We start from the raw sequence: 19,581 nt of genomic DNA on the forward strand, positions 1-19,581 counted from the left end.
CCAAGTGATTTTATAATCTTAACTCAAAAGGCATCCTTTCTATTTCTATTTTTCTCTTAAGAGGATCAATTATCTCAATACCTTCTTTTCTTGATAATATATAAAGTCTTGATAAAGCCTCTGTAGAGCAAAGAAGATGCTGATTTGGATGAGTACCCGCCTCTATGCAAGAATCTAGAATTATTTTATCCCCGCATCCAAAGACCAATTTAAGCCTCTTGGAAGCAGGATGGCCCTTTTTTAGGATTATAAGTGGAAAAGCTAACTCCCGCAGGGAGTATAATGCTGATATCATGATTGCTTTAATTTTTGTGTCTTTTGCGAAAGAGGAAACAGCAAGAATATCATCATTTCCCGTTCCAAGAACTATCTCTTCTTTATCAGTTTCCAACAAGAAGGATTTACCTTTAGATTTTACTATCCCTAAGAAGTAATCTTTATGGGATAGGAACAATATCTCCTCATCGCCCAAAGGAAGAAATAAATTATTATCCAATTTTTATAACCTTGTCTGAAGAACATTTTGGGCATTTTGGATTTTTTCCAATTCCTTTATACTGTGTACCGCATTCGGTACAAACATAGCCTTCTGGACCTTCGGGCATATCTACATCAAAACTTCCACCAACACTGCAAATATCAATCACCAAAGCCTGATAATGATTTTGTTCTTATATATATTTTGATGCGCCCTTGCTTTATCAAGATAACATGCAATCCATAATATCTCTATTTTGTAGATATCTCAAAGCAATTCAAAAATTTTATATATTGTCTTGATTTTTAGATTATGGATTTCATGGATAAAAATGTGAATGTTATTTCTGGAAATATTGTAGATCCAATTAATCATGAAATATACCCTGGCAAAATAACAATTTCAAACGATAAAATCTCTGAAATTCAAAGAGACGATAATATTTATTCTAATTTCATTATACCGGGATTTGTAGATTCTCATATACATATAGAAAGTTCAATGTTAATCCCTTACGAATTTTCTAGAATTGCAGTTATCCATGGAACTGTAGCAACTGTTTCAGATCCTCATGAAATAGCCAATGTCTTAGGAATAAAAGGAATACAATATATGATTGAGAATTCTAAACTTTCTCCTCTAAAATTTTATTTTGGGGCATCCTCCTGCGTTCCGGCAACATCTTTTGAGACTAGTGGCGCTTGCCTTAGAGCTAGAGAGATTGAAGAGATATTTAGTAATGACAATGTTAAATTTTTAGGAGAGGTAATGAATACATTTGGTGTCATAAATAATGATAAGGATCTAATAGAAAAAATAAATGTCGCAAAAAAATATTCTAAAAAAATTGATGGACATGCTCCAGGATTATCCGGAGAAGTACTGGAAAAATATATTAGCAAAGGGATTACTACAGATCACGAGTGTGTTCGTAGAGCTGAAGGTCTTGAGAAGATAGAAAAGGGGATGAAAATACAGATTAGGGAAGGTTCTGCTGCAGAAAACTTTGAAGCTTTAATCCCTCTTGTCGATACACATTATGATTCCTGCATGTTTTGTAGTGATGATAAACACCCGGATGACTTGGTTAAGGGGCACATTGACCAGATGGTTAGGCGGTCAATAAATTACGGCATCGATATTTTCAAAATATTAAAGGTTTCTTCTGTAAATCCTGTTAAGCATTATGGGCTTGATGTTGGGCTGCTTCAAGAAGGTGATCCGGCTGACTTCTTAGTTGCAGATAATCTAAAAGAGTTGAATATCCTTGCAACATATATTAATGGAAATGTCGTTTCCCACAAAGGTAAAACAAACATTGAACACAGGAGTTTTGAAACGATAAATAACTTTAAAGTAGAAAAGAAAAAGATATCAGATTTTTGTTTATCTTATAAAAGTGGCAATATAAACGTTATTGAAGCAATTGACGGTCAACTTATTACAAATGATATAAGCATTGAACCAAAAATAGTCAATGAGAATTTAGTATCTGACATAGAAAGAGACATATTAAAAATCGCCGTTGTGAATCGTTATAAAGATTCAGAAGTTCCAATTGGATTTATAAGAAATTTTGGCCTAAAAAAAGGGGCAATAGCTTCTAGCATAGCCCATGATTCCCATAACATAGTTGTCGTTGGTGTTTCTGACGAAGACATATGTAACGCTGTGAACATGATTATCGAAAATAGGGGTGGCATTGGATGTGTTTGTGGAGAGAATAAAATCTTTTTAGAACTCCCCGTTGCTGGCATAATGACATTTGAAGAATATTCTAAAGTTGCAGATAGCTACAGGCATGTTACTAACTTTGCCAAGTCTTTGGGATGTACATTAAACGCACCTTTCATGACTCTATCTTTCATGGCATTACTAGTTATACCAAAAATAAAGATTGGAGATAAAGGATTGTTTGATTCTGAAAAATTTAGATTTATTGATTTGTGCGTAAGCTAATATTTAAATATAATTTTTAATTATTGCTTATTTATTAGAATATAAATTAGGATAATAATTATTTATTATGTATATATACAAATGATTTATGCCTTTATAATCCTAGTATAATAATGTCTATTACCCCTTTATTTCTACTGGAAGTTCCTCCAGTTAAATAATAATTTCTAGTTGTGCTGTTTTTTGTTTGATCTATTGACATAAAAACTCTTGTCTATATAATCCAAATAGATATCTCTATCTCTCCCAGTAAGCTCATCTTCTGTTATGTAAAGATCTTTGTTTTTTCTGATATCAACCCTAACAAATCTAAGCCTGTTCTTTTTGTAGAATCTTTTCTTTCCTATTTCATCAAATATTTTTTGATTTATCTCCATTGAAGTCCTTTCTATATGAAACGCCATATTTTGGTAACTTATAATTGTATAGATGACCAAGAAGATAATTGGAGGGAATAACATGAGGAGGGCCAAATTAATAAAATTAGAAGTTGGAACTGAAAGTGTAAGTAATATTATGACTGAGGAAAGGGAGGCAAGTAAAAGCCATCGTAAATATCCGAATTTATCTCTGCCCACGGTGTTGAGTTTTCTTGAGAATTCATTTATTTCATTTATTGTATCAAAAAATATCCTGTAGTTTGTTGAATCTTTATTACTTATTATTTCCGTTTCCTCTAAAAGACAATATAGATTTCTGTAGTAAGGCTCTTCAATATACCCTTCGCTCCAACCGCACAACTCTTTAATAATGGCTATATCGCTAAGTTTTTCGTATACCTTTTTTGAAAGAGTTTCGCTATTGGTGAATGAGCTCGATATATCTATAAGTGAAATGCATCTTGAATGTCTTGAAATATGATAGTCTCTAATCATAATATATCTTCCATAACGTGAATTGAAGTAATGGCCTACTAAAAACGAAAAAAGTAAAGTTGTCACAGTCAGCATATAGCCTTGAGAATCTCCATCAAGGTAATTTAGTGGTATATTGATTTTGATAAGTATAAATAGGGCCCAACTTAATAAGAACAATATTGTTATTAATATTGATACTAAGTAAGGCCTAATATGTAGAAATCTCATCAATAAACACATCTAAGATATTTTTAATATACAATAGTAGCATATGTTCTATAAAAATCTTGCTTTAATATTCTATAATTTTTGCCTGTTACTGCATTCTTCTTTATCTTGAAGTCTTTGCCATTGTTTATCTATGATCGTTTGAACTTCTTTAACGAAATCCTCTGACAGATGTCTGAATCTTCCCTGTAGTTTATAGTATTCAATGACTTGCTTTGTCTTTTTCTTATAATTTATGGTGTAGGTGCCATTTTCAATTTCATATAAGGGGAATATTCCAGTCTCTGTTGCAAGTCTCCCTATTTCTAGGCCAATTTCTGGTTGGTACCTCCATCCAGTCGGGCAAACAGAATAAGCGTGGATATAAGAAGGTCCTTTGATGCTTTTTGCCTTTTCTATTTTCTTAATGAAATCCATTGGATAAGAGGGATTAACTGTAGCTGCATAAGGAATATTGTGCGCTGCTACTATTTCCATCATATTCTTCTTATTTCTAGTTCTCCATCCCCCATGCTTCCCAACTGGATTTGTAGTAGTTGTAGCACCCATTGGAGTGAGACTAGAGGTCTGCATCCCGGTGTTCATGTAAGCTTCATTATCATAGCATACATACATAATTTCATGACCTCTTTCTATGGCACCAGAAAGTGCCTGAATCCCTATATCGGCGGTGCCACCATCGCCTGCAAAGCCAACAACTGTGATTTTTTCTTTTTTACCTTTAATCTTCAAAGCCGCTTCAACACCTGAAGCTGTAGCAGCAGTCGTTTCAAAGGCATTATACAATAAGGGTATACCTAAACAGGTATCAGGAAAAGTTCCTGGTATTGCCGCAAAACAACAAGCAGGTATGTTCATTATTGTGTTTTTCCCCAAAACTTTTAGGAGATATCTAGCAACTAGCATAGCTCCACATCCGGGGCATGCTGTGTGACCGGAATAAATAAATTCTTCAGTGGGTATACCTGCTCTTTTCATAATTACACCTTAATATCAATCCATTCAACTGGATTGTCAATTTTATTATTCTTTAAACAATTGAAACAATTATCATAAACTCTGCTAATGGTGTCCATAGTAATATCTCTGCCACCTATCCCAAGAATAAAATTCTTAATCAGGGGCGAATTCTTTACCCCATACAGAGATGCTTTCAACTCAGAAAAAATTGCACCTTCGTGCCCAAAAGAGAATGATCTATCAATTACCCCTACAAAAGAGACCTTTGATAATGCTTTATTTAGTTCCTCTGAAGGAAATGGCCTAAACATTCTCAATCTAATAAGCCCAACTTTTACTCCTTTTTTTCTAAATAAATCTACAGTTTCTTTAACAGTTCCAGCAGCCGCACCTGAAACAATCAGGACAACTTCTGCGTCATCAACATTATAAAGTTCCAGTGGGCCAGTATATTTCCTTCCAAATTCTTTATAGAAATCTTCTTCAATTTGATTCAATTTTGGTATTACTCTGTCCATGGCTTCTTGTATTTTGTACCTGAATTCAGAATACCACTGGTGAGGCATTGAAAGAGACCCAATGCTGAGTGGGTTTTCTATATCTAGCGAGTACAAAGGATCATATTGTGGAAGAAAATTATCGACTAAATCTTGATCAGGGATATCAACAATCTCGGAGGTATGGGATAAATAAAAAGCATCTAAGCCCACCATGGCTGGCAAATGGATTTCTTTGTCTTCGCATAATTTGTAGGACATTATTACGGTGTCTAGTACCTCTTGGTTACTTTCAGCATAAAATTGTATCCATCCTGTATCTCTTTGAGACATCATATCTGTATGTTCAACCCATACATTCCAAGGTGGGGCCAAAGCTCTATTTACATTTGCCATGACTACGGGGGTTCTTGCGCCAGAAGCCCAATGAAGGAGTTCATGCATTAATACTAATCCTTGGGAGGATGTAGCTGTAAATGTTCTGGCTCCTGTCTGAGAAGCTGCGATGCATGCGGCCATTGCAGAATGTTCTGATTCCACGTGAAGATATTCAGCTTTGAGCTCTCCGTCTGAAACAAATTGTGCAAGTTTCTCAACGATAATTGTCTGAGGTGTTATGGGATAGGCGGCTATTACTTCTGCCCTAGAAAGCCTTGCTCCCCAAGCAGCTGCTATGTTGCCAGTCATTATCTTCTTTACCATTATTTTCCCTCCCTCCCCATTCTAATCGCAGTTTTAGGGCATTCGTGAGCGCATATCCCACATCCCTTACAGTAATCATAATTAATAATAGGGAATCCTTCTTCATCAACATATATGGCTATATCGGGACAACATCTCCAGCAAATGCTGCATTTGATGCATTTGCTTTTATCTACCTCTGGTCTAAAGACCCTCCAGGTTCCAGTTTTTTGATTAAGTGACGGAACATTCGACACAGAGGCTTCGGGTAAATCCTTTATTGATGATAATTTTTCAAATTTTTTCATATGATCATTACATTATAGTTTTATTATAGGCCTGAGTTGCGGCCTTAATGTTCTCCTCTTTTTTAGAAGGAATATTCTCCTTTATCGCTAATAATATAGATTCAAGCATAACTTCTCCGGATATTTTGGCAAACGAGCCAAGAATAGAAGTATTTACAATAGGTGCCATTTTCGAGCCCAGTTTGTTTTCTAATGCAATTGATGTTGCATCAACAGTTGCTGTCTTAAAAGAAAGATTGTAATCTTTGGGATCTTTGTCGGAATTTATGAGAACTACTCCTCCTTTTCCCAGACCAGAAGTTACATCTGTGACATCCATTAGTGTTGGGTCAAGGACAACAATATAATTTGGGGTATAGACCTGACTTCTTATTTTAATGGGATTTTTATCTATTCTTGTAAACGAAGTAACGGGTGCACCCCTTCTTTCAACACCAAAGTATGGAAAAGCTTGGACATATTTTCCTTCTCGAAAAGCTGCGTCGGCTAGAATATTTGATGCGACTACAGCGCCTTGCCCACCTCTCCCATGAAATCTTATTTCTATCAAAAAATCCCTCTAGATTATAATGATTTTATATTTTTAAAAAGCTTTTTACTGCTAAGTACGAAGATAAATAAGTTAACTTATAAAATAAGGTCCATTAACTAAATTAACATTTTTTCATAATCCTGGACAATGTATTTTTTGCCTTTCTGAATTACTTTATGGCCCTCTCTTTCCAAAAGCTGTTTCTGATAGTTAATGCCACCAGGGTAATTTTCATTTATTATCCCTCCTGTTTTTAGAGTTCTCCAATAGGGGGTAATATCTGCCTTCCCCTCCAAAGCGGCCTCATTTGCAGCATGAGCACTAATCCATGCAAAAATTCCAGTAGTCAAAGGGCACCCTATAGACGCATTGTGTTTTTCTGCAAGTTTTTTCCTAATTTGATCAATCGTAATTAGCTTTCCTTCTGGAACAGTTCTCATTATTTCATTGACTTCAATAGGGGCAGGAATAACAACTGTACCCTCCCCCCATCTTTTAGACATCTTCTCGGTTATTATTTCAACTTTTGGCAAATCTTTGCTATCTTCTAATTTTTCTCTCCATGATTTATTTCTTGTACTCATCTTAATTCCTGTATACCATCATTGTTTTTATTTTAAATAATTTATTGATTTAGATCTTAGTTTTTTTATTTCATAATAAAGTGGGGAAAAAAGCTGTTCAACAATATAGTAAACAACTGGGAAGAACACAACTTCAGGCTCGAAAAACGAAACAACAATTATTGCAAGGCTTATATTCTTAAAAAAAGACGGTATAAAAATTGATTCTTTTTCTTCCATTTTCAATTTTAAGATATTAGAGGAGATTGTCATAAATAAAATTATAACGATGATGAAAAATAGGGATAAGAATATTGAAAGAAATAAATAATCTTTTACTAAGTCGAGCCTTTCAACGCTTTTGGAAACTGCGATGTATATTATGATTCCCATAACAAAAAAAGAAATATTTGAATTCAAAATTTTTGTAAGTTTTTTCCTGACAATAATTGAAATCAACACAGGGATGAAGATTATTAGTGCCATCTCCAAGAACATCTTTTGGGCGTTGACGTTTATTTCATCCCTTAGAATTAGATATATGTAAGTTGGAGTTATTAGAGGAGATGCTAGTATAGTTGTTACTATCAAAAGTAAAGTAATCTCAACTTTCCCGCCTAGCTCTTTGGACCATACTAGAGTAGACCCTGCGGCCAGAGGCACAGATCCTGTGATGAAAATTCCAATAAATAATGGAAAATTGATTAAATTCATTTTGAGGAGGGATATCCCTATAATAAAGAATAGTACCGGGATGAAAGCATAGCATGTGAAGAATCCCAGCAAAAAAGGCTTTAAGAGTTCTATGTATTTTTTATAAATCTTAAAATCGACTTTAATTGTGGATAAGAAGATTAGGATGCTTTGTAGAAGTGGCACTATTGGGGATATCTCTTTTCCATATGAAGGAAAATAGATGCCGAGTACTATAGAAGAAATAATTATAATTAAAGGAATCCCAAACATCAAGGATTATAAAATAGATTAATATTAAAGTTTATTGTAGGTAAAAGTCTTATCTAATATCTGAATTTTTTATCAATTAGACTCCTTGCATATAAAATTCTTTCATCCATTCTTTTTACCATATGATCCCTTAGAAACGGGCGGAGTCTTTTTTTCATTTTGACATACTCGCCTTCAATATCCTGAAAATTACTAATTACTTTAGGATCACGTACTCCTCTCGAGTTTTCAAGGAACTTTACAAAATTCTCAACCCTTTCCTCATAAGCATCCCAGATCATTTTCATCCCAAATAGTTCATCTTCCACTACTACCTCTCCTTCGGAGTAATAAGGAACTGAACTAACGTCTTTTCTTGGAATTGGTCTTTTGGCAGGATCTTTTGGGATGCCTTCCTTCTTTGGGGCATAAAAGAAATAGATTACACAAAGGATTGCTATTAAAACAACTGCACCTATCAGAATCTCGTAAATCATGCAATTAATTTATTTTACCTGTATTTAAATATATTTAATCGATTTCTTTTAGTTCGACTTTTACCACTTTTGCATCTATTCTTATCGTTCCGTAATAACCTTCTTTTAAAGGCCCAGGATTTAGCAGTTGAGTATTGCCAATAGAATCAATTGCTCTTGATTCATGAACGTGCCCAGAAACTGCAACAAGCGGCTGCATTTTCTCTATGATACTTCTAACTGATGTACTTCCTATTGATTTGCTATTCCCAATCCTGTCCAATTTAGTTCCATATGGCGGTACGTGAGTTACTAGAACCATATTCTTAAAGGAAAGTTTTGAAAGTCCTGCCATTATTTGATCTTCCTCATACTCAGAAGGAGTTCCAAAAGGAGACTTATTTGATCCCCCAAATCCCCCTATAGCATAATCTGCTACTTTGACTTCCTTTTCATGGAGTGAAATCCCTAATGATTCTATATGGTCCTTGACTTCACTTTTGTCGCAGTTTCCAAAAATAGTATAGAATTGGATATTTGGTATAAGTTCCAATACTTCTTTGGCCTCTTTTTCTCCGCCAAATGAAGTGATATCCCCACAACAGAGTAAAAGGTCAAATTCTCTTATATCAATAGAATCAAACAATTTCTTTAAAGAACTTTTCTTTCCATGTATATCCGTTATTGCACAAATATTCATAAAACAGAAGTCAATAATTTCTATTTAAAGATTTTGAAGGAGAAGGTAATAAAAAGCATACTGGCGATATGGCTGAAATAATACCTCCTCCTCAACTCACAATCAATAATTGTATTTTTAAATCTTGCGTAATGTAGGAATAACTCAATACTCGGCAATTACCAACATCTCAAAATCTTCAGTTGTTAATTTATCTTTTCTGCTAAACGCTCCTTGCTTGCAGCCGTATATATCAACTTTTTTAAATCCCAATGATTTTAATAACCATGTTATTTCAGAGGGAACATAATATCTTTCATCACACTTGATCTTCTTTTTATTTCCATCGTCATCTGTAAACTCTAATACTGATTTATCTCTGAAGGTCATTAAATCAAATGTATTCTCCAGATTTTTTCCATCGACAGAATTGGAGTTGATAAAATCTTTAACAGAATGAAATAGTGGGAAAAGACCATTTAGAGTAGTCAAGATTAATTTTCCCCCATCCTTTAAGGACTTAGCAGCATTTTGAAGAATCATAAAGTTCATTTCATCGGTCTCCATTAATGGAAATCCACCTTCACAGATGATGAGTGCAAGATCAAATTCTTTTTCAAATTTTAAATCTCTTGCATCTGCTTTAATGAAATCAACTTTTACTTTAGATTCCTTAGCCTTTTCTATCGCTCTCTCCAACATACATTCAGAAAGGTCAATCCCAGTTACATTATATCCTCTTTTTGCAAGTTCTATAGAATGCCTACCTGTACCGCAACCGATATCTATAATTTTCTTAGATTTATCTTTTTTAATTTCTTTTTCAATGAAATCTATTTCTCCCATTGTTCCTTTAGTATACCCTTCTGTTTCGTAAGTTTCAGCATAATTTTGAAATAATTCTTCGTACCATTTTGCCATGAATAAATTCATTCTACTTTTCTTTATATTATTTTTGTCAATTTCCTGAAAAGTAAAATCTCGTCAATTAAAATAATAATTCTCGGATAGTAGTCTAATATGTATTAATGAGTCTTTTATGCTACCCAGAATTTGATAATACAAAATGGGTCTAATCCTATCTGGATAATTATGTCTATAGATTTACCAAAATTTAAAAAAAATATATTAAAAAAATAAATAATTTTTTAAATTTATTTTTCTTTTCTAAAGCACATAAACCAGTCAAGACAGTATTTGCCTTCTTCTTTTTTCTCCATCCTTTCTTTAGCCACGCCACAAGATCCGGGAGGCGGAATTATTACGTCGTCGCCCGGTTGCCAGTTGGCCGGAGTTGCAATTTGTTCTTTGTCTGATTTCTGCATTGCAAGAAGTAATCTCTTGATTTCTTGCATATTTCTTCCATTTGATAGCGGATAATAGAGCATTGCCCTTACTTTTGCTTTAGGATCTATTAGGAATACCGCCCTTACCGCCTGAGTTGTAGATGCATTTGGTTGGACCATTCCAAATTTCTTTGAAATATCCATCTTTAAGTCTTCTATTACGGGGAACATAATTTCAACATTTTTCATGCCTTTATATTCGATCTTTTCTTTTATAGTTCTTAACCAAGCTATATGGGCATAAATACTATCTATCGATAATCCTATTAACTCACAATTTAAATCTTTGAGTTCTTTCTGCATTGATGCAAAAGTCATAAATTCAGTTGTGCATACGGGAGTAAAGTCTGCCGGATGACTGAAAAATATCACCCATTTACCCTTGTAGTCTTCTGGAAAATTTATTTCTCCCATTGTAGTTTTTGCTTTAAATTTAGGTGCGTCATCACCTATTAATGGCATACTCATTTGTTGTTTAGATTCTTCTTCCATTTATTCACCAACTCAACATTTTATTTTATGTTGCTAGATTTATTGGAAATTGAATATATATAACTTTATACATTTTGAAATATAATCTTAAAGATAAATAATTTAAAGAATATTAGTTTTTATATAATAATTAATATTAATTAAAGATTCTCTTATTTTCCTAAATATTTTTTTTAATAAAGACTTAGTAATCATTCAGCTTAACTTAATAAACTATGAATTAAATCGATAAGCAAATGTTTATATATTAACTACCAATTTATTTTGGCAATTATAACGGTGATTTATTGTGAAAAAAATAATAAAGATATTTCTGATTATCTCTGTTCTTGTATTTACCACGATTTCTGGTGTTATGGGAACAAAAGTTCTTTCTGAAAAAATGATAACTAGCGATACACATAATCAGCAGCGTCCTGCAATATACGGCGACATAGTGGTCTGGGAGGATACTAGAGACTACAATACTACTGGAAATGACATCTATGGTTACAATCTAAAGACTAAGGAAGAGTTTGCCATATGCACAGAGGAAAGAAATCAAACGAACCCAGCCATATACGGCGACATCGTCGTCTGGATGGACAATAGAAGTAGTCCTAACTGGGACATCTACGGCTACAATCTAAAGACTGGGGAGAAGTTAACGATATGCAAGTATGCAAGTGCTCAGCGATATTCTGCAATATACGGCGACATCGTCGTCTGGATGGACTATAGAAGCGATAACTGGGACATCTACGGCTACAATCTAAAGACCCAGCAGGATTTCCCTATATGCACAGCTGTAAATACTCAGTATTTTCCTGCAATATATGGCGACATCGTCGTCTGGGAGGATAAGAGAAGTGGGACTACAGATATCTACGGCTACAATCTGAAAACTAAGCAGGAGTTCCCTATATGCACATATACAAGTGCTCAGTCTTTTCCTGCAATCTACTGTGACCGGGTGGTATGGGAAGACTCTAGAAACGGTAACGCCGACATTTACCTTGCATATCTAGACGTCGTATGCAGAGAATCAAAATCCCTTCCAATGCAACAGTTCATGAAGATATTGGGCCTAGGCAAGGAAGAATAGATTTATTTTATTTATTAAAGCTCTTTTCTTGGATAAACCATTTCGTTTATTTTAATCTTATATTCCAATTCCCTATAACATTAGTAAAATCATTCAGTTAAAGTTAATAAACTATGCTAGTTAATAAGTAGTTTATGATTTTTTGTTAAGCTCTATAGTCAAATCTATAAATAAATGATCTTATACAAAAAGAAAAAATCTTGAAAACATTTAATAATCTATTTTATAAGTGAAGTCTAATCAATAAAATAAATCTATACAAAGAAAGACTTTTTAATCGATATACTGAGGTAAAAATCATGTGTCTTGCAGTTCCAGGTAAAGTTATTGAAATAAAAGACAGTGTCGGAATAGTTGATTTCAACGGAATTAAAAGAGAAGTAAGATTAGACCTTGTAGATGTTATTATTGGAGACTATGTAATTGTCCATACTGGATTTGCAATTGAAAAAATGGACGAGAGAGAAGCTCTGGAATCTTTGGAGATCTGGAAAGAACTCCTAAAAGCTCAGGAGGATTTTTAGTGGATTTGTACAAAGACCGTAACGCTTCAGATACACTAATAAGAAAAATATCTGAAATCTCTAAAGACTTGGGTGAAATAAAACTGTGCCATGTTTGTGGAACGCACGAGCACGTGATTACTCATTATGGCATTAGAGCTTTGTTACCAGAAAACATTCAAGTTGTTTCTGGTCCTGGGTGTCCAGTTTGTGTAACAACACAAGGTGAAATTGAAGCCGCTGTTAAAGTTGCCGAAAAAGGGGCTATTGTAACTACGTACGGAGATATGATACGGGTACCATCTAAACGTTCTTTGTCAGATGCAAAAGCATCTGGGCTTGACATTAGACTGGTATATAGTATTAATGATTCAATTAATCTTGCTATATCCAATCCTAATAAAAAGATTGTTCATTTTGCTATTGGATTTGAGACCACCTGTCCAACAACTGCAGTTGCAGTTCTTAATTCTCCAGATAATTTTTTTGTTTTATCGGCACACAGGGTAGTTCCTCCTGCTATGGATTTGTTATTGAGCAGCGGGAAAATAAATCTTTCAGGATTTATAGATCCAGGGCACGTTTCTACGATAATCGGAACAAAACCATATGAGCCGATATCTAAAAAATTTCATGTGCCTCAAGTGATATGTGGATTTGAACCTAACGATGTACTTATGGGAATTTACCTCCTAGTAAAACAAATTAAAGAAAAAAGAGCTGAAGTTGAAAATGAGTATGTTCGTGGTGTAAGGACAGAAGGCAATACTAAAGCCCAAAAACTTATGGAAAAGGTATTTGAACCCTGCGATATACGCTGGAGAGGATTTCCAGTAATACCAGAATCGGGGCTCTCTTTAAAAAGTGAGTTTTCCAACAAAGACGCATACAAGGAATTTAATATTGAGATAGAGGATATCCCTGAAGAGAAAGGGTGCAGCTGCCCGGAAGTTTTGAGGGCAGAAAAAATCCCAAGCGAGTGCCCATTATTTGGAAATATATGTACGCCACAAAGTCCTAGAGGCCCATGCATGGTTTCTAGAGAGGGTGCTTGTTACATATCCTTTAAATATGAAAAATCTTTTAGGTGAAGATATGGCAATAAAAGAAAATCCAACTTGTTCCTTTAATAAGGAGTGTAGATATCCAAATATTGACAAAGAAAGTTTTTGCGATGAAATGTCTTCAGTGATTGGAGATGTGAGAATTGGAAAAGAGGTCTATGTCGCACCTTTTGTATCTTTAAGGGCGGACGAAGGCACCCCCATAATTATAGGGGATAAGAGTAACTTACAAGACGGCGTTATAGTCCATGCTTTGGAACATACATCTGTAGAAATTGGTAAAAAGACTTCAATAGCACATGGCACTGTAATTCACGGCCCTACAAAAATAGGAGATAATTCTTTTGTAGGATTTAGGGCAGTAGTTCATAGCTCAGAAATTGGAAAAGAATGCTTCATAGGTCACGGTGCAATAGTTGTAGGTGTAAAAATTGGCGATAATAAATTTGTTCCACATGGGGCCGTAATAACAGAGCAAGAAAAAGCTGACAAACTAGCAGATTCAACTAAAGATCAATTCAAGTTCAACGAAGAAGTATTATGTGTAAACTGTGAATTCGCAAGGGGGTACAGGCGTTAATGGATATTTGCCAAATTTTAGGGGAAAAAGGTCTTGAAAAGGCTTTAGAATATTATTCAGAAGATGAATTAAAAAGCATAATAGAAAAACTAGAACTTGAAAAGCTATTAAAGGTCCCTGGATTTGGTAAAAAGAAAATATTACAGATCCAAAAAGAAACATTTGAAGAGATTACTGGTAAAAAGTATGAAGAAGTTCTTTTTGGGGACGCTTGGGAGATATATGAAGAGATAGTGTCCATCCTAGTTTCATACCCTAAAACAGAGAGGTCAAGAAATAGATTCTATCTTTATATGCCTCTTAGAGATAAGGAATTGATTTTAAAGAGATTAAATTACTGTTACAAGGCAAAAAAATTTGTAGAGGGTCTAACTCAAGAAGAAATTAATAAAATATTAGGCTATTTAGATGGTATATCTGATTTGAAAATCCCCTCTCTCAAAAAATTTAGAGACAGAGTTTTAATAACAGACGACGAAGAACTATCAACGAAAACAAAATCAGAATATTATGATTCTATATATCTTACATCGCCTCATGAGGCAAGAGGGATCAGAGATGATTATCCATTGATATTTTACTTGTATGGAAAAAATTCATCTCTTTATGACACACTCTCTGAAATATCCGATTTTTCAATCAATATCGATGATTTCTCTATTCGAGATATAGTTCCTGAGTTATTCATTGAACGCTTCATTGATAATTCTGAAAAAATTGAACTGATACTTGATATGTATAAAGTTCTTTTTGAGATTAAAAATAGCCGGGATATAGCTGCTGACGATGGTGCAAAATTATCTGATTACGTTCAAAAACTCCAAAAAATATCGGATAGAGTGGACTCTTTTTCTAAAGGAAATTTTCCCGACGAGAGGCTAAATAAGCTAAAGGAAGCGCTAAATCTAGAGGAAATGGTTAAAACAATAGAGAAGGATATTAATGAAAGATTTTCTAAAATAATTGAAAGCCAGGATATTGGTATCGCTGGTAAGGATATATTATCAATGCTCTCGGACATAAAACATTCTGATCCTTTGAAAGCTTTTCAGACTTATATTCCAAAACAACTTGAGGAAGCATATAGAAAAATAGTCAAGGAATCTGTAGAAAGCCTGAACCAAAAAACAGGTTTAGATGTTTCAGGATTATTCCCTGAAGAAGTATCTTTCCCAATAGAGGCAAACAGAAATGAATTATTTGAAATCAAAGAAAATATTAGAAAAGAAATATCAAGAAGGGAATTTGAACTAAAAAAAGAAATGATGGACATCTCAGAATTATGGGATTTCTTGAATCATAGAGTTGAGGAATGTTACGACATTGATTTCTTTGTGGCTATGGGGAGATTTGCCGTTGAAAAGAATCTTCTGATGCCAAAAATATCTGAAAAAGGATTAAGTTTTAGAAATGGTAAAAATGTTTTAATTCAAAATCCCATTCCAATTAATTATAAGATTGGGACTACAAATGATACTATGGCTGGAAATGAAAATGTTATTATATTGACAGGTGCAAACTCAGGAGGTAAGACCACTCTTTTGAAACTTGCACTTGCCATTCAGATTCTTTTTCAGATGGGGTTCTTAGTTCCTGCTGACGATTCATATGCCTCAATCTTTGATGAAATTGGATTCTTATCAAAGCACAGAGGAGAGTCAAGAGGAGCATTTGAAACAAGTCTAAAAAGGCTTGTACCGCTTGCAATTGAAGAAAAAAAGAGATTGTTGCTTGTAGACGAACTCGAAGCTATTACAGAACCTGGCTCTGCAGCTAGGATTATAGGGACATTCCTAAATTTTTTGAGAAATTCTAATACCTTGTGTGTTATAGTTACGCATCTTGGTGAAGATATAATCTCTTCGATTAAATCGATAGAAGGTAAATTGCCAGAAGACATGAGAGTTGACGGTATAGAAGCAAAAGGATTGGATGAGTCATTAGAGTTGATTGTTGATAGACAGCCAGTATTCTATAAAGCTGGAAAAAGTACACCTGAGCTAATTGTCGAAAGACTTTCCAAAACTACGGAAGGGAAAGAAAAAGAAATATACCAAAAGATGGTTGATATACTAAGGAAAAAACCATAAAGCTTTTTAATTAATTATTTCGTGTCTTTGTATGGGAGTTTATCAGCCTCAAGACTATGTTATATACATAGGAATTCTTCTCGTTCTATTGACACTTGCATTGAAATTTCTTTTCAATAAAATAAGAATTGATAAAACCTTCATAATTGCAATTTCTCCTTATATGATAATGGCCATAGCCATAAGAGTCTTGGCAGACGTCGGATTTTATGAAAGATCAAAACTTTGGAATATTACACCAGGGGTATACATAGTTGCGTTTGTTCTAGCATTTACTATGATATTAATTGGATTTCAACTTGAAAAGAGAAATATCCTATCTTATTGGAAACTTCCATTTGCAGTTGGAATTATGGGCACTATTTATTTTTTAGCTAATTTAATTCCTTTTTTTAACTATCCCTTGAGGATTATAGTTCCTCTTTTGATGGCGGCTGGAATCACATTGACAGTATACATAATATCACCTCTATTCTACAAATCTATTAGAGAGTTTGAAAACACAGCAATACTATTTGGGCATTTGCTGGACGGGTGCGCCACATTCATTGCTATTGATTATTATGGATTTGGAGAAGAACACTTGTTACCTCTTTTTTTGATAAATCTCACTGGCACTGCTTTAATCATGATACCCTTAAAATTATTATTAATCCTTGTAGTAATCTATCTACTTGATACTCTATACAAAGAAGAGAGAAAAAACTTCAAGGAAAAGGAAGTTACCATATTTAAATATAAATTTATGATTACAACATTGATGATGCATAATTTTTACCTTTCAATAAAAGTACTGGTTTTCATACTTGGATTCGGACCAGGATTCAGAAATACATTATTGCCTTCCCTTTTTTGATTCAAAAGACTTATTAATAGTATAAAACACTTATTTTTATGGAAAATCCTATCCATATCATCAATCTTTCAAGAATGGTTGTGATGGGCTCAGACCTCTGGAGCTCAGTTAAAACAACAGTTGAAAAGTTAGGGTACAAAAATCCCGTTGTTCTTGATGATCCAATAACAAGAGGGATTGTCGGAAAAAAAGTATCTGATGATTTGAACTGTGACCATTATGAAGTTAAAACTGCTTCAATGGCTGAAGTAAATTCTATTGCAGATATTCTGAAAAAAGAAAAATATGATATAGCTGTTTCAATAGGCGGGGGATCAGTTATAGATGTTGGAAAACTGGCGTCCTTTAATATCTCTATTCCTTTTATTAGCTATCCAACAGTTGCATCTCACGATGGGATAGCTTCGTCTAGAGCATCTATTAAGGATGGTGAAAAAAAATTATCAATAGAGGCACAACCTCCTATTGCAATAATAGCCGATACTAAGATAGTGTCCCAAGCTCCATATAGATTCCTAGCGTCTGGGTGTGCGGATTTGATATCTAATTATACAGCTGTTTTGGATTGGCAACTCGCCCATAAATTAAAAGGCGAATATTATAGTGAGCATGCAGCATCTTTATCATCAATGAGTGCCAAGGTGACGATTGACAACGCCGATGTAATAAAAGAAGGTTTGGAAGAATCTTCCAGAAAAGTCCTGAAAGGACTTATATCTTCTGGAGTCGCTATGAGCATAGCAGGATCCTCTAGACCTGCTTCAGGTGCAGAACACGCATTTGCGCACGCACTAGATATGGTTGCGGAAAAACCTGCAATGCACGGGGAACAGTGCGGAGTTGGTTCTATAATGACTATGTATCTACATAGAGAAGACAAGTATAAAACAATAAAGGAAGCGCTTGAAAAGATAAAAGCCCCTACAACTGCTGAAGAACTTGGAGTCACAGATCTAGAATTAATAAAAGCACTAACAATGGCACATAAAATTAGAGATAGATATACAATACTTGGTGAGAGTGGGCTTACTGAGAGGGCAGCTACTAAACTTGCTAAAGTTACGGGGGTAATAGATTGATTCTTACCCTCCTCCCTAAAAATCTTGCAAAACCAGGATTTTCTTTTGTAGCGGGGAAGGGGGATGATGAGTGCAAAGGATGTAGATTTTATAAAACATGTGTTGATAATCTAAAACCTGGAAGGATATATACCGTTTCTTCAGTAAGAAATATTGAGCATCCTTGCAAAATTCATGATTCAGGAGTTAAAATAGTTGAAGTAAATGAATCCCAAATTGAAGCTGCAATCCCTAAGAAATTTGCAATTGAAGGTGCAACAGGAGTATTTTCATTTTCTTGCAATGAAAGATGCCAATATCATGATTTTTGTATTCCAGATGGAATAAAGATCGGCGATAAATTTCATATTATTACAATTAAAGAGAAAATAGAATGTCCACTAAACAATAATATCGTAAGAGTAACCCTGAAAAGAAAAGATTAGTATACAAACCTAAATGAACTTGACTTTTCTCCCTTTAATAATATATCCAAGACTATTATTGGTATCATTACTGCTAAGGGCGTAATTGATTTAGCCTTCTTTTTCATTTTTATCACCTTTAGTTATTATTGTAACTCAATAGTATATAAATCTTTCTATTTATTGTATTATAATAATTTAGAAAATATTTTTAATGATGAATATTAATATCTATAGTCAATATGGTTGAACTTTATCTTATCTAATTAATAGGAATACTATAATCTAATCGATAGTTATTATATAATAAAATTAATACTAATAAGTAATTTATTAATCTTGAATTTAACTGTTATTTATCATTAGTATAAGAATTAAAATTCAATATACAGGGATATTTTTAGTAGTGCTTTAAATTAAATCAATTTTTTTGAATACTGATAGTAGTAACATTTATATATATTAACGTTAGAGATAATGATGGTGAGCATCAATGGAAGAAAATGCCGAAGAGGCCATTATAGAGTATCTTAAAGGTGTAAAAATTGGCGCTACTCCTTCAGAGATTGCCGATAATCTTAATATGTCTAGAGCCACCGCTGTAAAATATCTTGAAATAATGAGGGCTATAGGGCTAGTTGATTATAGACGGATAGGTATGGCAAAGGTTTACTTTGTCGCAACAAAGCTCTCATATGCACAGCATGTTCTTCTTAGAAAAACAAGAGATTTAATTGAGTCAATAAAAACTGCTGATGAACATATACAAGTATTGGAAAAAGTTCTAGCGATTCATATTAGTATAATGCAAACTTATAATGCCGAGGATAGGGAAAAATTCATTAAACTATTCAATAATATTATTGACAAGATAAAAAAAGGGGAGAATACGGTAGGCAAATAAACTTTTCTTGCAAAAA

At 33.9% G+C, this 19,581-nt stretch carries 23 protein-coding genes; 10 read left to right on the forward strand and 13 right to left on the reverse strand.

What is annotated here, in order from left to right; translation table 11 throughout:
- Nucleotides 1-10 precede the first annotated feature (10 nt).
- Together PLI06_02075 and PLI06_02080 are read right to left on the reverse strand one after the other, a co-directional pair.
- Nucleotides 11-496, reverse strand: a complete 486-nt coding sequence (locus tag PLI06_02075) for a hypothetical protein (GenBank protein HOI76384.1) — start codon at nt 494-496, stop codon at nt 11-13.
- Nucleotides 489-647 (reverse strand): hypothetical protein, encoded by a 159-nt coding sequence (locus PLI06_02080; protein HOI76385.1) that lies wholly within the window; start codon nt 645-647, stop codon nt 489-491. Before PLI06_02080 ends, PLI06_02075 begins: the two co-directional genes overlap by 8 nt.
- A gap of 143 nt (nt 648-790) precedes the next feature.
- Between PLI06_02080 and ade the strand changes: the two genes are divergently transcribed.
- Entirely contained in the window at nt 791-2,437 is a 1,647-nt protein-coding gene (gene ade, locus PLI06_02085; protein ID HOI76386.1) for an adenine deaminase, read from the forward strand.
- Between the two features lie 167 nt (nt 2,438-2,604).
- Here ade and PLI06_02090 read toward each other — a convergent pair whose 3' ends face one another.
- The 11 genes from PLI06_02090 to PLI06_02140 all read right to left on the reverse strand — a co-directional run bounded on the left by PLI06_02090 (nt 2,605) and on the right by PLI06_02140 (nt 11,001).
- Nucleotides 2,605-3,522, reverse strand: a complete 918-nt coding sequence (locus PLI06_02090) for a hypothetical protein (protein HOI76387.1) — start codon at nt 3,520-3,522, stop codon at nt 2,605-2,607.
- Nucleotides 3,523-3,594: 72 nt separating this feature from the next.
- Nucleotides 3,595-4,500, reverse strand: coding sequence for a thiamine pyrophosphate-dependent enzyme (locus PLI06_02095; GenBank protein ID HOI76388.1), 906 nt, complete (start codon nt 4,498-4,500; stop codon nt 3,595-3,597).
- Between the two features lie 2 nt (nt 4,501-4,502).
- Nucleotides 4,503-5,681, reverse strand: a complete 1,179-nt coding sequence (porA, locus tag PLI06_02100; protein ID HOI76389.1) for a pyruvate ferredoxin oxidoreductase — start codon at nt 5,679-5,681, stop codon at nt 4,503-4,505.
- Nucleotides 5,681-5,968 carry a 4Fe-4S binding protein gene (locus PLI06_02105; GenBank protein ID HOI76390.1) on the reverse strand — a complete coding sequence of 96 codons (288 nt, stop codon included), beginning with the start codon at nt 5,966-5,968 and terminating at the stop codon, nt 5,681-5,683. The genes porA and PLI06_02105 overlap by 1 nt, the downstream gene beginning before the upstream one ends.
- 7 nt (nt 5,969-5,975) lie before the next feature.
- Nucleotides 5,976-6,518: a pyruvate ferredoxin oxidoreductase subunit gamma gene (locus PLI06_02110; GenBank protein ID HOI76391.1), complete on the reverse strand. Its 543-nt coding sequence runs from the start codon at nt 6,516-6,518 to the stop codon at nt 5,976-5,978.
- Nucleotides 6,519-6,616: 98 nt separating this feature from the next.
- A complete protein-coding gene (locus PLI06_02115; protein HOI76392.1) occupies nt 6,617-7,084 on the reverse strand; it encodes an MGMT family protein in 468 nt (155 codons plus the stop codon).
- Between the two features lie 27 nt (nt 7,085-7,111).
- Entirely contained in the window at nt 7,112-8,029 is a 918-nt protein-coding gene (locus tag PLI06_02120) for a bile acid:sodium symporter (GenBank protein HOI76393.1), read from the reverse strand.
- A 53-nt stretch (nt 8,030-8,082) separates the two neighbouring features.
- On the reverse strand, nt 8,083-8,505 hold the full coding sequence (locus PLI06_02125) for a hypothetical protein (GenBank protein ID HOI76394.1): 423 nt from the start codon (nt 8,503-8,505) through the stop codon (nt 8,083-8,085).
- A 34-nt stretch (nt 8,506-8,539) separates the two neighbouring features.
- The gene (locus PLI06_02130; GenBank protein HOI76395.1) at nt 8,540-9,184 is read right to left on the reverse strand and encodes a metallophosphoesterase; all 645 of its coding nucleotides are present in this window, start codon (nt 9,182-9,184) and stop codon (nt 8,540-8,542) included.
- Nucleotides 9,185-9,328: 144 nt separating this feature from the next.
- On the reverse strand, nt 9,329-10,084 hold the full coding sequence (locus PLI06_02135) for a class I SAM-dependent methyltransferase (GenBank protein ID HOI76396.1): 756 nt from the start codon (nt 10,082-10,084) through the stop codon (nt 9,329-9,331).
- Between the two features lie 233 nt (nt 10,085-10,317).
- A complete protein-coding gene (locus PLI06_02140) occupies nt 10,318-11,001 on the reverse strand; it encodes a peroxiredoxin (protein HOI76397.1) in 684 nt (227 codons plus the stop codon).
- Nucleotides 11,002-11,290: 289 nt separating this feature from the next.
- On the opposite strand from PLI06_02140, the gene PLI06_02145 reads away from it, so the two are divergent.
- The 9 genes from PLI06_02145 to PLI06_02185 all read left to right on the forward strand — a co-directional run bounded on the left by PLI06_02145 (nt 11,291) and on the right by PLI06_02185 (nt 19,565).
- Nucleotides 11,291-12,085 (forward strand): hypothetical protein, encoded by a 795-nt coding sequence (locus PLI06_02145; GenBank protein HOI76398.1) that lies wholly within the window; start codon nt 11,291-11,293, stop codon nt 12,083-12,085.
- 299 nt (nt 12,086-12,384) lie between these two features.
- The gene (locus PLI06_02150; GenBank protein HOI76399.1) at nt 12,385-12,609 is read left to right on the forward strand and encodes a HypC/HybG/HupF family hydrogenase formation chaperone; all 225 of its coding nucleotides are present in this window, start codon (nt 12,385-12,387) and stop codon (nt 12,607-12,609) included.
- The gene (gene hypD / locus PLI06_02155; GenBank protein HOI76400.1) at nt 12,609-13,679 is read left to right on the forward strand and encodes a hydrogenase formation protein HypD; all 1,071 of its coding nucleotides are present in this window, start codon (nt 12,609-12,611) and stop codon (nt 13,677-13,679) included. Before PLI06_02150 ends, hypD begins: the two co-directional genes overlap by 1 nt.
- 4 nt (nt 13,680-13,683) lie before the next feature.
- The gene (locus tag PLI06_02160; GenBank protein HOI76401.1) at nt 13,684-14,232 is read left to right on the forward strand and encodes a DapH/DapD/GlmU-related protein; all 549 of its coding nucleotides are present in this window, start codon (nt 13,684-13,686) and stop codon (nt 14,230-14,232) included.
- Nucleotides 14,232-16,322: a hypothetical protein gene (locus tag PLI06_02165; protein ID HOI76402.1), complete on the forward strand. Its 2,091-nt coding sequence runs from the start codon at nt 14,232-14,234 to the stop codon at nt 16,320-16,322. The genes PLI06_02160 and PLI06_02165 overlap by 1 nt, the downstream gene beginning before the upstream one ends.
- A gap of 31 nt (nt 16,323-16,353) precedes the next feature.
- Nucleotides 16,354-17,178 carry a DUF63 family protein gene (locus tag PLI06_02170; protein HOI76403.1) on the forward strand — a complete coding sequence of 275 codons (825 nt, stop codon included), beginning with the start codon at nt 16,354-16,356 and terminating at the stop codon, nt 17,176-17,178.
- 38 nt (nt 17,179-17,216) lie between these two features.
- The gene (locus tag PLI06_02175; protein ID HOI76404.1) at nt 17,217-18,257 is read left to right on the forward strand and encodes an NAD(P)-dependent glycerol-1-phosphate dehydrogenase; all 1,041 of its coding nucleotides are present in this window, start codon (nt 17,217-17,219) and stop codon (nt 18,255-18,257) included.
- On the forward strand, nt 18,254-18,682 hold the full coding sequence (locus tag PLI06_02180; GenBank protein ID HOI76405.1) for a UPF0179 family protein: 429 nt from the start codon (nt 18,254-18,256) through the stop codon (nt 18,680-18,682). Before PLI06_02175 ends, PLI06_02180 begins: the two co-directional genes overlap by 4 nt.
- Nucleotides 18,683-19,154: 472 nt before the next feature.
- Nucleotides 19,155-19,565 (forward strand): helix-turn-helix domain-containing protein, encoded by a 411-nt coding sequence (locus PLI06_02185; protein HOI76406.1) that lies wholly within the window; start codon nt 19,155-19,157, stop codon nt 19,563-19,565.
- Nucleotides 19,566-19,581: the final 16 nt, after the last annotated feature.

Source organism: Methanofastidiosum sp. (genome assembly GCA_035362715.1).
In the GTDB taxonomy this organism is placed as follows: domain Archaea; phylum Methanobacteriota_B; class Thermococci; order Methanofastidiosales; family Methanofastidiosaceae; genus Methanofastidiosum.

Coding starts and splice junctions, on each gene's coding strand:
- PLI06_02150 (HOI76399.1), top strand. CDS start 12,385: ATGTGTCTTGCAGTTCCAGGTAAAGTTATTGAAATAAAAGACAGTGTC.
- PLI06_02125 (HOI76394.1), bottom strand. CDS start 8,505: ATGATTTACGAGATTCTGATAGGTGCAGTTGTTTTAATAGCAATCCTT.
- PLI06_02130 (HOI76395.1), bottom strand. CDS start 9,184: ATGAATATTTGTGCAATAACGGATATACATGGAAAGAAAAGTTCTTTA.
- PLI06_02120 (HOI76393.1), bottom strand. CDS start 8,029: ATGTTTGGGATTCCTTTAATTATAATTATTTCTTCTATAGTACTCGGC.
- PLI06_02115 (HOI76392.1), bottom strand. CDS start 7,084: ATGAGTACAAGAAATAAATCATGGAGAGAAAAATTAGAAGATAGCAAA.
- ade (HOI76386.1), top strand. CDS start 791: ATGGATTTCATGGATAAAAATGTGAATGTTATTTCTGGAAATATTGTA.
- porA (HOI76389.1), bottom strand. CDS start 5,681: ATGGTAAAGAAGATAATGACTGGCAACATAGCAGCTGCTTGGGGAGCA.
- PLI06_02105 (HOI76390.1), bottom strand. CDS start 5,968: ATGAAAAAATTTGAAAAATTATCATCAATAAAGGATTTACCCGAAGCC.
- PLI06_02160 (HOI76401.1), top strand. CDS start 13,684: ATGGCAATAAAAGAAAATCCAACTTGTTCCTTTAATAAGGAGTGTAGA.
- PLI06_02140 (HOI76397.1), bottom strand. CDS start 11,001: ATGGAAGAAGAATCTAAACAACAAATGAGTATGCCATTAATAGGTGAT.
- PLI06_02175 (HOI76404.1), top strand. CDS start 17,217: ATGGAAAATCCTATCCATATCATCAATCTTTCAAGAATGGTTGTGATG.
- PLI06_02185 (HOI76406.1), top strand. CDS start 19,155: ATGGAAGAAAATGCCGAAGAGGCCATTATAGAGTATCTTAAAGGTGTA.
- PLI06_02090 (HOI76387.1), bottom strand. CDS start 3,522: ATGAGATTTCTACATATTAGGCCTTACTTAGTATCAATATTAATAACA.
- PLI06_02135 (HOI76396.1), bottom strand. CDS start 10,084: ATGGCAAAATGGTACGAAGAATTATTTCAAAATTATGCTGAAACTTAC.
- PLI06_02165 (HOI76402.1), top strand. CDS start 14,232: ATGGATATTTGCCAAATTTTAGGGGAAAAAGGTCTTGAAAAGGCTTTA.
- PLI06_02095 (HOI76388.1), bottom strand. CDS start 4,500: ATGAAAAGAGCAGGTATACCCACTGAAGAATTTATTTATTCCGGTCAC.
- PLI06_02170 (HOI76403.1), top strand. CDS start 16,354: ATGGGAGTTTATCAGCCTCAAGACTATGTTATATACATAGGAATTCTT.